General features: G+C 42.0%; 13 protein-coding genes and 1 pseudogene. 6 read left to right on the top strand and 8 right to left on the bottom strand.

Annotation, left to right across the window (positions count from 1 at the left end; translation table 11 throughout):
- The 3 genes and pseudogenes from IM509_RS12110 to IM509_RS12100 form a co-directional block, all read left to right on the top strand.
- Positions 1-131 (top strand): annotated as a pseudogene (locus tag IM509_RS12110) (IS630 family transposase); the annotation flags it as partial.
- A gap of 413 nt (positions 132-544) precedes the next feature.
- On the top strand, positions 545-829 hold the full coding sequence (locus IM509_RS12105; protein ID WP_002754799.1) for a UPF0175 family protein: 285 nt from the start codon (positions 545-547) through the stop codon (positions 827-829).
- A complete protein-coding gene (locus IM509_RS12100; RefSeq protein WP_002766976.1) occupies positions 816-1298 on the top strand; it encodes a PIN domain-containing protein in 483 nt (160 codons plus the stop codon). Before IM509_RS12105 ends, IM509_RS12100 begins: the two co-directional genes overlap by 14 nt.
- A gap of 72 nt (positions 1299-1370) precedes the next feature.
- On the opposite strand, the gene IM509_RS12095 is transcribed toward IM509_RS12100, so the two are convergent.
- Positions 1371-3101 carry a diflavin flavoprotein gene (locus IM509_RS12095; RefSeq protein ID WP_072925998.1) on the bottom strand — a complete coding sequence of 577 codons (1731 nt, stop codon included), beginning with the start codon at positions 3099-3101 and terminating at the stop codon, positions 1371-1373.
- Between the two features lie 624 nt (positions 3102-3725).
- Between IM509_RS12095 and IM509_RS12090 the strand changes: the two genes are divergently transcribed.
- Entirely contained in the window at positions 3726-4016 is a 291-nt protein-coding gene (locus IM509_RS12090) for a hypothetical protein (RefSeq protein ID WP_052276315.1), read from the top strand.
- 355 nt (positions 4017-4371) lie between these two features.
- Here IM509_RS12090 and hypF read toward each other — a convergent pair whose 3' ends face one another.
- The 4 genes from hypF to IM509_RS12070 form a co-directional block, all read right to left on the bottom strand.
- Complete coding sequence (hypF, locus tag IM509_RS12085) at positions 4372-6639, bottom strand: carbamoyltransferase HypF (protein ID WP_221634883.1); 2268 nt, start codon at positions 6637-6639, stop codon at positions 4372-4374.
- A 27-nt stretch (positions 6640-6666) separates the two neighbouring features.
- Positions 6667-7341: a hypothetical protein gene (locus IM509_RS12080; RefSeq protein WP_002766973.1), complete on the bottom strand. Its 675-nt coding sequence runs from the start codon at positions 7339-7341 to the stop codon at positions 6667-6669.
- Between the two features lie 99 nt (positions 7342-7440).
- Positions 7441-7737 carry a hypothetical protein gene (locus IM509_RS12075; protein ID WP_272079322.1) on the bottom strand — a complete coding sequence of 99 codons (297 nt, stop codon included), beginning with the start codon at positions 7735-7737 and terminating at the stop codon, positions 7441-7443.
- Positions 7738-7958: 221 nt separating this feature from the next.
- The gene (locus IM509_RS12070; RefSeq protein ID WP_185237717.1) at positions 7959-8102 is read right to left on the bottom strand and encodes a hypothetical protein; all 144 of its coding nucleotides are present in this window, start codon (positions 8100-8102) and stop codon (positions 7959-7961) included.
- Positions 8103-8562: 460 nt separating this feature from the next.
- On the opposite strand from IM509_RS12070, the gene hisN reads away from it, so the two are divergent.
- Positions 8563-9369, top strand: coding sequence for a histidinol-phosphatase (gene hisN, locus IM509_RS12065; protein WP_185237113.1), 807 nt, complete (start codon positions 8563-8565; stop codon positions 9367-9369).
- Positions 9370-9417: 48 nt separating this feature from the next.
- Here hisN and rpe read toward each other — a convergent pair whose 3' ends face one another.
- The gene (gene rpe, locus IM509_RS12060) at positions 9418-10125 is read right to left on the bottom strand and encodes a ribulose-phosphate 3-epimerase (protein ID WP_002736739.1); all 708 of its coding nucleotides are present in this window, start codon (positions 10123-10125) and stop codon (positions 9418-9420) included.
- 294 nt (positions 10126-10419) lie between these two features.
- Between rpe and IM509_RS12055 the strand changes: the two genes are divergently transcribed.
- Positions 10420-10755 carry a hypothetical protein gene (locus tag IM509_RS12055; RefSeq protein ID WP_052276313.1) on the top strand — a complete coding sequence of 112 codons (336 nt, stop codon included), beginning with the start codon at positions 10420-10422 and terminating at the stop codon, positions 10753-10755.
- Between the two features lie 56 nt (positions 10756-10811).
- Here the strand turns inward: IM509_RS12055 and IM509_RS12050 are convergent, their stop codons facing one another.
- On the bottom strand, positions 10812-11093 hold the full coding sequence (locus IM509_RS12050) for a type II toxin-antitoxin system RelE/ParE family toxin (protein WP_185237114.1): 282 nt from the start codon (positions 11091-11093) through the stop codon (positions 10812-10814).
- On the bottom strand, positions 11090-11305 hold the full coding sequence (locus IM509_RS12045) for a hypothetical protein (protein ID WP_185237115.1): 216 nt from the start codon (positions 11303-11305) through the stop codon (positions 11090-11092). Before IM509_RS12045 ends, IM509_RS12050 begins: the two co-directional genes overlap by 4 nt.
- Positions 11306-11747 lie beyond the last annotated feature (442 nt).

Below are 11747 nucleotides of genomic sequence, written 5' to 3'. Positions count from 1 at the left end.
ACTTTTCTGACTTTTCTTCAGCCATTTATGAATGTTTGAATGATGCCCATTTGAAACATAAAAAAGAACTGGATTCCTTGCTGACTCTACGATTTCAGAAGTTTAATAAATCTCAGATTATGAACGTCTAAAGTATAGAGGGGTTAAAATTCTTAACGAATCTCTAGATCGCTGAAACAAGGCAAAATCGTTTCAAAATGAGAATTGCTGCCACTATCTCACCTGCATCGGTCTAACACCCCCTTAATAAGACTTATAGCAGAGAACGAGTTGGTTAGGACAACCTAAATCGCTAAAATTCAGTTCTGGCAAGGATTTTCCTTCTGCCTTCTGCCCGCTGCTATAATAGCGCACTGTGCGGTTTAATCACCTCAATCAGGAGTCAGGAGACGATGCCAAATCAAATTATACTTCATCTTTATGAGAAACGCTGTAAGCTGTAATAATTAAGAGACATCTTAAAAAAAGTCAGAAACCCTTCTGTTCCCTGTTCCGGAGTTCCCTTGTCTCTAAAGTTAACTTTATTTTTAACTAGGTACTTAGAATGAAAAATGAAATATTAAATCTAGAATTTTCTCCCGATGTTCTTGCCGCTTTAAAAATAGGAATTGATGAACTCGGTCAAGAAATTAAACTTCTGGCCGCTATTTATTATTTTCAAGAAAAGCGACTTTCTTTAGGAAAAGCGGCGGAATTAGCGAGAATTAATCGCCTAGAATTTATGGATATTTTGTCTAAAAAAGGGATTGTATTGTTCGATTATGACGAATCGGCGTTAGCGGTTGAATTAAAGGGAATAGAAAAACTGGAGCCTGATGATTGTAAGTAACGCTACTCCCCTCATCGCTTTTGCGCGAATTGGTCAACTCGGTCTTTTACAAGAAATAGTTAAAAGCATCGTTATTCCTAAGGCAGTAGCTCTTGAAATCAGCACTTACGATCAAGACAAAACTGGCTCGATCGATCTATTACGAGAACAGTGGATTTCTGTCCGAGAAATCGCCTCTCAACAGCAGGTTTCCTTACTATTACCGACTCTAGATCGAGGAGAATCAGAAGTCATCGTCCTTGCACTAGAACAAAAAGCCTCTTTAGTGCTTATCGATGAATTAGCTGCTCGTCAGGTGTGTAAATCTCTCAATATTCCAATTACAGGTTCGATCGGTATTTTAATTAAAGCAAAACAGTTGGGAAAGATCGCTGCAGTCAAACCTTACATAGAAACGATGCAACAACAAGGCATATACTACAGCCAGAAATTTATTGATCTTGTTTTACAAACAGTAGCAGAAGGATAGGGGAGAGTATTGTTCACTTTCGGGATCAGCCGAAACCCTTATTTTTTGCGATCCCTTGCCCGTCACCATGAGTTAATAATAACTGCCAGATTTGCGATGATGGATGGCGGTTAAACCCTGGTGTAAAACCTTGCCTTTTTCTGCGATCGCATAAAGCAGCCAATGATCACCGCACTCCATTCGTTGTTCTACCCGACATTCCAGATAAGCGAGCGCTTCGGCCAAAATCGGCCCACCGTTCTCAGCTTTAGTGGTTTCGATATTAGCGAAACGATCTTCTCCTGGAGTAAAAGGTTTAAGAAAATGCTTCATTAAAGCCAAATGTTGACCTTCTTGGAGGATATTAAGGACAAAAGGCGTACCGCTATAAAGCAGAGACTCGATCGCTCGTTCTTTCGCCACGGCAATAGTCAATCCGGGGGGAGTGAACGTCGCTTGCGATACCCAAGAGGCTAACATGGCGCCGCGCAATTCTCCCAATTCGCAGGTGACGATACACAGAGAACCCACCAAACGGCCCAGGGCCTGCGATCGCCGATCGCTTTGGGATTGGTTAACATTAGTTTTTGGTTGTCTGCTTTTGCGAGCTTTTTTGACTGCTTGAGCGAAATCGGTTCCCGCTTCCTCACAGGTCTTTAAAATTGCCTCCGTGGGTTTAAATTTAACCCGAATTGGCTCAAAACCGAAGCGATAACCGCCATCCCGGAATTTACCTTCCAAAAGATCGATCGCTTCACCACTCCAACCGTAGGAGCCAAAAACCCCCACCAGCTTGCTTTTATCGCCATTGGACAGGGTAATCCCCAAGGCGGTTTGGATGGGAGTCGGTGCGTGTCCTCCCAAAGTGGGGGAACCAAAGATAAAACCGACACTTTTTTCGATCGCCGTTTTGATCTCTTCTGGTTCAGCGGACTCGGCATTAATCGCCGTCACTGCTACTGCCGCTTTCGTGATCCCCATGGCGATCGCTTGAGCGAGGGTGGCGGTGTTGCCGTAGGCACTAGCATAAATCAGGGCGATTGTCAACTCTTGGGACTTTTGTACTGCTAACCATTGTTGATAGGAAAGGGTCAATTCGTGCATCCCGTAACGCACCAGAGGACCGTGACCAACGGCATAAAATAAGGGCGATTTAGCGGCTAATTTCTCCAAAGCGTTGCTAATTTGGCTGGCATAGGGAGCCATGAGACAATCAAAATAATAACGCCGATCTTCGTTATAAACGCTCCAACCCTCATCAAAAATTTGGTCGCCACAAACGTGCGCTCCGAATAATTTATCGGTGTAGAGAATATCGGTTTTGCTATCGTAAGTACAGAGTTGATCGGGAAATCTGGGGTTAGGAGTGGGGATAAATTCTAATTGATGGTTTGCTCCTAAATTTAATATTTCTTCCCCCTTGACAACCAACAGATTTAATGCTTCGGTTTCGAGAATTTTTTTCAGGGAAATTGCCCCCGGATTAGAACAAACAAAAGTGACTTGAGGCGCGATTTCTAAAAGTGCCTTGAGGGTGACGGCACGATTGGGGTTAACGTGACCGAGGATAATATAATCAATAGTTTTCGGATCGATTCTTTTAGTTAAAGCCTCTAAAAATATGGCCGAAAATGATTCCCCCGGTGGATCAAAAAGAGCGACCTTTTCACCTTTAATCAGATAACTATTGGCGGTGGTTCCCTTTTGTAATCCATATTCGATCTCGAATTTTAACCGGTCCCAAGTGCGGGAACGAAAGACAAAAGTATCGACGGCAATCGGTGCTACTTGTACATCTCTCGGTTTGACAATTGCATTATTCATAATCTTAGTTACCAGTTATCAGTTAAGTAGTCAATTAGTTAAGCGGCAACTTGAGGCTGTCATCATTTTTTATTAGGCAAGTTTGGCATTAAAGTCAACACTTGATTTTTGACTAAATACAGCCTTTTATCGCTGGGGACGAGTGGGGAAATTTACAGGTTAAGTAGGGAGGTACAATTATTTGTAGGATGGGTTAGCGGGCTCTTCTCGACTTTGTGTGATAATTTTTGCTTATGGAATCGTGAAATGCTTATCAGGCAAGACTTTTAGTGCTATTTGGCGGAATAAACTATCAGTATAGACCTCGTTTCCACACAGAAACCAGAAGAGCCGTTAGCGGTAGCGTAACATGATCGGGGGTTGGGTTTCATGCTTCAACCCAACCTACGTTCTAGGGACGAGTGGGGAAATTTACAGGTTATCTTGCCAGCCGGAAGGACATCAATATCTAAGGTACACTATCTCCGGGAAGAAACCTAGCTTCTAGCAATTTGTTCGCGGGTAAGAATACTCCTCTGGGGGGATTTGCCAGTCTATTGAGAAATTCTAAAGGGAAGGTGATCCCCAGAAGGGAAGTGCTAGTCTGAGGGAAACCCTGCTCTTTCCCTATCAGGCAAAGTTTTTATGAGCTATCAGCACTCGTCTTTTGACTGCACTAGCGCCAATTTTGAGAAAGCCGCTTTGAGTCATTTTCGCACTCTTGTGGCTTTTTTACCGGATAATTGCCGTGTTTACCGACAAACTTGGGAATTTTCTACGGTTCTCTGTCTCGATTTTCTAGCCTGTTTGCCGGGACTAGCAATCACTCATCAAAATTTCGCCCATCTAGTTAATGTGACACAAGAACTGGGTTTAGGTCAAGCAATTATTTTGAAAGTAGGCAATAAAATCGTTGAGTGGCATCGTTTAAGCTAAAATCTCAATTTTCGACCATCCCAACATTCTAGAAAAAAATCGGCTCTCTGTGTTCTTTGTGTCTCTGTGGTTTATCTTTAACGCTTATAACTACCTCTTACCTCTGGGTGCATCTCATTTTTGCACTCTCAAGAATTAATTATGCAAGAACTCTATAGTAGGGTTGATTCATGAATCAACCCTACCCAAACCCTGGAGCGCATTAGTTTTTCGGTGGGATGCTTACAGGCAGCTGCTGATATGTCTGTAATAATTTAAGGGTCACTGATAATTGCTGATTGTCGGTATTTCTGCAAATGTGAGATGAACCCCTTGCCTCTTGCCTATCCTAACCAAGAAGTTAATTTTGTCCTATCTAGAACTGTTTAAGTTTAGAAAAAGCTCCGATAATTTGACCGAGGCTAATACCACCATCATTAGTGGGAACAGTTTGCTGCCAGTAGGGTTGAAATCCTGAAGCTTGTAGGCGATTAATTGTTCTTTCCGTCAGATAACGATTTTGAAAACAGCCTCCCGTCAAGACAATTTTTTCTCTACCTATTTTCTGAGCAATTTCTACAATAATCTCACTTAAACTATTATGAAACTTAGCGGCAATTATGCCGATTTGTACTTGTTTTTCTAAATCCTCAACAACTCCTAAAATTATCTGATTCCAATCAATAACTATGGGGGAGTCAGCGGATAAAGAAAAATGATAATATTCCTCGGTTTTAATGCCATCAAGGGCAAATTCTAACTGCATTGCTGCCTGTCCCTCAAAACTTAATTGATAACATAAACCTAGAATCGCCGCCACACCATCAAACAAACGCCCGACACTAGAAGTTAAAGGACAATTAATTTTTTTTGTTAACATTTGCCTAAAAATCGACCATTCCTGTTCACTAAAAGCTGATTTTATCCTATCGGTATTTTCCATAACTTCTAGTAATCCTAAAGCCACTCGTCTGGGTTCTTTAACCGCTTTTTCTCCTCCAGGTAATAGCCAGGGTTTAAAATGGGCGACTCGCTGCCAAGAATCGGCAGTGATATGGATAAACTCTCCCCCCCAAATTGTGCCGTCTAAACCGTATCCTGTTCCATCCCAAGCAACCCCTAAAACTGGAGGTTGTAGCTGATGTTCTGCCATGCAGGATAAAACGTGAGCGTAATGGTGTTGAATGGGAATAACGGGCAAATTTAAGCTATAAGCGTACTTGGTTGCTAGATATTCAGGATGAGCATCACAGGCAATAACTTCGGGTGCAAACTCGTATATTTTTTTTAAACTATCGAGAATATTTTCAAAGTGATTGACAGCATTAACTGTATCTAAATCGCCGATATGTTGACTAATAAAAACTTGATTTTTTTGGTAGATAGCCACGGTATTTTTAAAATAACTTCCCACGGCCATAATCGGGGGAAAATCTCCCTCATTAACTTTAACTGGAAAGGGAGCATATCCCCGCGCACGGCGCAAAATCATCGCTTTTCCCGCCATTTCCCTGATAATAGAGTCATCCACTGGTCGAAGGATGGGACGATTATGAACTAGAAATAAATCGGCGATAGTTACCAATTTTTCTAAAGCTTCTTTTTCGTCGATACAGATAGGTTCATCGGCTAGATTACCACTGGTTGCCACAATCGGAAAGCCTAATTCTGCTAATAAAAGATGATGTAGGGGAGTATAGGGTAACATGACTCCTAGATAGGGATTACCCGGAGAAACGGCAGCAGAAAGATAATTTTTTCGCTGTTTAATCAGGACAATTGCCGCTGCAGGAGACTGCAATAATTGCGATTCTAAAGAAGATACATAACCGTGGTTTTTCACTAAGTCAAGATTAGGATACATCACGGCAAAAGGTTTATCCGGTCGCTGTTTACGTTGTCGCAATTTTTGCACTGCTTCCGTATTTCTTGCATCGACGACTAGGTGAAATCCTCCTAATCCTTTGATCGCCATAATTTTTCCCTGTTCAATTGCTCTAGCAGTAGCGATTAAAGCTTGATCTTTTTCCGCTAATACAGTTCCTTGACTATCTAAAAGACTAATTTGGGGTCCGCAACGAGGACAGGCATTCGGTTGGGCATGAAAACGGCGATCCAGAGGGTTTTCGTATTCCCTTTGACATTCGGGACACTGATTAAAACCCCTCATAGTTGTGGCACTGCGATCATAGGGCAAACTCTCGATAATACTGTAGCGAGGACCGCAGTTAGTGCAGTTAGTAAAAGGATAGCGATAACGACGATTATTCGGGTCAAAAATATCGGCTAAACAATCGGGACAAGTGGCTAAATCCGGCAGAACAATTGTATTTTTTTCACCACCGCTACTCTGGCGTATGCTAAAGTTTTGATATCCGACGGGATTTAACCATTGAGTCTCAATATTTTCAATTAGGGATTGAGGTGGTTTTTCTAAAGATAATCGAGTCAAAAAAGTTTCTAGTTTGTCTCGATTGCCCTCGACTTCAATAAAAACTCCCGCTGCTGTATTACTCACCCAACCAGTTAGGTTTAATTCCGTTGCTAATCGATACACAAAAGGACGAAAACCGACCCCTTGTACTGCTCCGCGCACAATTAAAGCTAATCGCTGCTCGGATTGATAATTTAACGGGGAAATCATCAAATTCATCCCTGATTACTTTTCCCGTTATACTAAACTTTCACTAATCACCCGACAGCATTCTTCCACACTTGCCCTTTTTTCCATAGCTATCACTAAAGCTTGATAGGCAGTCTGTTGTTTTTCTAAAAGAGTTTTTGCCTGTAATAAACTCCAGCGCTCTTTTTGGGCATAATTATTCTCAGGGACCCCCGCTAATTTTAAGGCCGATTGCAGATAAAATCGATCGCTTTCTCCCCCTGCTGCTTTACCATAAACTAAGGTTTCGGCAGCAATTCCCGCCATCCACACCGTAGAAATTCTCTCTAAAAAAGCCGGAAAATCGGTAAAGTTCTTGACTTTTTGCTCTAAATCTGCTAGTTCAAATTGAACACCGCCGACTCCCTCCTGGCCTTGACGAAAGGCTTCCCAAGCGGTCAAACTATAACTGGCGATCGGAATGCCCAAAATATAAGCGGTGAGAAAATGTCCGGCTTCGTGGTGAATAACTCTTTGACGGTGTTTACTAGGAGAAAGAGCATCCAGTAGTAAAGTCACACCCCGGTTATTAAAGGTGAGAGTATCGACGGTAACTAATCCCAAGAGGCTAAAAGTAGCTAAAGCGGGGACAAAAGGCGAAATAGACAGCAAAGGAGTGACAAATACGGAAAGAGTGATCGAAAAAACGGTAATTGCGATCAGATTTAAAGCTGTCTGTTCCATAAAAATTAATAAAAAGATACAAATGCTTAATACTATGTTACATTGCCTAGTTTTATTTTCCCCGAATCAACCAACCAATTACCCCACCCACAAAAGCAGTCACATCCATACCTCCCAAATTTTTTCAGCTAAATCGGGAATTTTTCCCACGGATGCCTCGATGAGTTTCACTCTTTCATTTAAACCGGTGATTTTTGCGTCTAAAGTCCTGATTTCTCCCTTAATTTCCGTCTGTCCTATCTCTAAGACCTGAATTTCTCTTTTGATCTCTCCGACGCTATTCTCGATCGCTTTTTGTCCATTCTCCAGAGAGGTTAAACGAGTTTCGATCGCTTTTTGTCCATTGATAATCAGATTTTCTAACCTTTTTAGGTCATTTTCCGTAAAAGCCGTCATCAGCTAAACTCCTAATAGATTAATTTTTTCTCGTCTTGAGATTGAGTCGATCGTTGACTAATTTAATTATGGAGTCAAAATCAAGCTGTTACCCATTGATAGTTCTAGGTTCGACGCGGCAATAGGGATTTAGGGTGATAGGCAAATTTCCCCCACTTCCCCAATTCCCCACTTCCCCTTTACCATAAATAAACATTATTGTTTTCCTGTATGGATAACTTTTATTGATGAATATCGATCGCACTATCCAAGAGGCAATAGGGATTTAGGGTGATAGGCAAATTTCCGCTAAATCCCTCACCTCCCCACTTCCCCACTTCCCCATCTCCCCACTTCCCCACTTCCCCATCTCCCCACTTCCCCACTTCCCCACTTCCCCTTTACCATAAATAAACATTATTGTTTTCCTGTATGAATAACTTTTATTGATGAACATCGATCGCACTATCCAAGAGGCAATAGGGATTTAGGGTGATAGGCAAATTTCCCCCACTTCCCCACTTCCCCATCTCCCCTTTCCCATAAATAAACATTATTGTTTTCCTGTATGGATAACTTTTATTGATGAACATCGCTCGCACTATCCAAGAGGCAATAGGGATTTAGGGTGATAGGCAAATTTCCGCTAAATCCCCCACTTCCCCACTTCCCCACTTCCCCATCTCCCCACTTACCCACTTCCCCACTTACCCACTTCCCCACTTACCCACTTCCCCACTTCCCCACTTCCCCACTTCCCCACTTCCCCACTCCCCCACTTCCCCAGACTCCCTACTCCCGTCTCCTGTCTCCTGTCTTCTAAATTCTGCTGTATTGTTTCCCCTCATGAATATCGATCGCACTATCCAACTAGCTCATCAATTAGCGGACGCTTCTGGAGAGATTATCCGGCGCTATTTTCGGCAGCCTGATCTAGAAACCGAGACAAAACTCGATCAAGTTTCCTCAATAGTAACAATCGCCGATCAAGAAGCTGAGGAGGCAATGGTGGCAATTATTCGGCGAGAATTGCCTGAAGATGGGGTTATTAGGGAAGAAGGAGCCAATATTCCCTCCCAAAGTGGTCGTTATTGGGTATTGGATCCGATCGATGGCACATCCTCTTTTGTCAAGGGATTACCGATTTTTGGGACTTTAATCGGCCTAGTGGCAGAAAATCAACCGATTTTAGGAATTGTCGATCAACCGATTTTAGGCGATCGCTGGTTAGGAGTGAAGGGAAAAGCGAGTCTTTATAATAACCAGATGATTGTTAATCCCTACCGTCAAGATCGGGAACTTGTCTTAAAAAATGCCTGTTTAGTCTCCACCACTCCCTTAATGTTTATCACAGAACGACAACAAGCGATCGCTCGTCAGCTGCAAAGCGTCTGTAAACGTACCGCTTTTGGGGGTGATTGCTATAACTATATGATGTTAGCCACTGGCTGCACTGCCATGCCGATGGTAATCCTAGAATCAGACCTAAAATACTACGATTTTTGTGCTTTAATCCTGATTATTGAAGGTGCGGGCGGAATAATTAGCGATTGGTCAGGTAATCCCCTAAAAGCTGATTCTAGCGAAGTTTTAGCCGTCTCTAATTCCGGTTTATGGCGGCAGGTTTTAGAACAAATCAGCAGAGTGGGTTAGTGCGAATAGCAAGATAATTAGTCAACAGCTAACCCACCCCCGCGGCAATTAAACGGTGGCTAATTGAGGTTGGGGACGTTTGCTGTTACGGATACCTTCGATCGCCGCCGCGTAATCGGGGGCATTAAATACCGCCGAACCTGCTACAATCGCATTAGCGCCCGCTTCGAGAACTTGCCAAGTATTAGCCGGTTTTAAGCCGCCATCCACTTCAATCCAGGGATCCAAGCCTTTTTCATCGCAGATTTGGCGTAATTGACGGATTTTGGGGACAACTTCCGGGATAAAACTCTGGCCACCAAAACCGGGGTTAACGCTCATAATTAGGACTAAATCGCACAAATGCAGCACGTATTCGATTAAATCTAGGGGAGTGGAGGGATTTAATACCACACCCGCTTGTTTACCGAGTTCGCGGATTTGGCAAAGAGTACGATGGAGGTGGGGAGAAGCATTATGTTCAGCGTGAACAGAAATAATGTCAGCACCCGCTTTCGCAAAGTCAGCCACATATTTTTCCGGTTCCACGATCATTAAATGCACATCTAAAGGTTTTTTCGTATAGGGACGAATAGCGGAGACAATCAGGGGTCCAATGGTGATATTCGGGACAAAACGACCATCCATCACATCAACGTGAATCCAATCGGCTCCTGCCTTATCCACAGCCTCGATATCGGCTCCTAATTTACTAAAATCCGCCGATAGGATCGAGGGAGAGACTACGATCGACTTCGAGCTTCCGTTTTGGGTCATGGCTAACTATAGAATTTCGTGTTTATATTTTCGTAACAATCTTATCAGCAATCAGTGATCAGTGATCACTAATCGGATTTGAGTTTTCAGTCGGGGTAATCCCAGAGCATTTTGTATAAATTGTAACAGACAAAAATTTTTAATTGTTGTAAAGCAATAACCGCTACTGACAATCAATCATTTCTACTCTAAAATAAAAGATATTGCAATCCCTGTTAGGGAATTTCTCAGAAACTTGAGGTATATAAGTGTGACCTAATCACAGTTTCGCATTTAACCTTCATAAGATGGAATATGAATATCATTGACGCTTTAAATCTCAAAAACCCCCAAGATTACCCCTCTAGAGAAGCTTATCAGCAAGACGTTGTCAAAGCGGTACAGGTCTTAATGCGTTTAGGTATTATGGATAGTCCCTCGGCCGATTTAACCGCTTCCCTAGACTCTATCCTTGAGAAATTACAAGAGGATGAACTGGCTATCTACGGTAGAAAACGCAGTAAACAAGAAATTATCGCCGATTTAAAGCAAGTTAATAGTGAAATTGCCGAACTCGATCGAGAAATAGCTGACTTAGAATGGCAAATTGCGCTCAAAAAAGCTGAAATATCTGTTAATGAGGCATCTTAGGTTTTTATCTTGATTCTGGTTCGGTTTCTGCAAACTGAGCGCAATAATCATCCGCACTAATAAACTTCATCGTGAGTCCCAATTGACTCTAAAAGAATTGCCTGTTTCTGCTCATATTCAACGAATTTAAAGACAATTCTTAAATTATAGCCCAAACTACAAGCGTAAGAGTCTTTAAGCTCCCCTTTTAATTTGTGTGTTCTTAATCGAGGTTGAAATAGATCTACGGATAATAAAGCTAAAGTTTCTTGGATATTTTGAACTAAAAAAGCCTGTTTTTTCACAATTTTTCGAGCATTTCTAATAAATATATTCGAGCGTAATAAAACAAAATTCACGCAAGGATTTCCTCCATGATTTGTTCAGGTGTCAGGGGTTGACATTGACCTTGTGCAAATTCTTGTTGAGCTTCTTGAACATCTCTAATCAACTCTGTTCTTTTTTGATCTCGAAGACGATTCTGTAAAATATGAATGAGATTTTCTTGATCTTCAAGGGGAAGTTGCTCGGCTGCTTCTAGAATCTCTGCAAAGGTTGTTTGTATTGCCATTTTCTTAAGGGGCGATCAATTAAACTATCTAGGGTTTACAATCAAGGCTAAAAATAGCGAGAGTTACCGCATAACCATTTATTATATCGACATTTTTTGTCTAGTCAACTATTTATAACTAACTAAGTAGGGAGGCACAATTATTTGTAGGATGGGTTAGCGGTAGCGTAACCCATGCGGGCGTTGGGTTTCATACTTCAACCCAACCTACGTTCTAATCAATTAAGTCTCTTACCAGATAAGGATTTAGTCGATTTATGCCACCCTATAGAACCATACCAAGTAACGAAGAACCCATTTTTGGCGTTGTCAAATTGAAAGATGCTCCGAATCAGCACCGGAACTGAAATTACTTTGATAGGAAAGATTACATGGCATCTTGACAATTAGTGTTTAATGAACGAATAGTGCCGATAGTTGGGCTTAAGTGGGGAACAAGAGT

Origin of the sequence: Microcystis sp. M31BS1, assembly GCF_020245285.1 — a bacterium.
GTDB classification, from domain to species: Bacteria; Cyanobacteriota; Cyanobacteriia; order Cyanobacteriales; family Microcystaceae; genus Microcystis; species Microcystis panniformis.
Note: the sequence above shows the minus strand (reverse complement) of the source record. Positions and strands in the feature narration are given on the sequence as shown.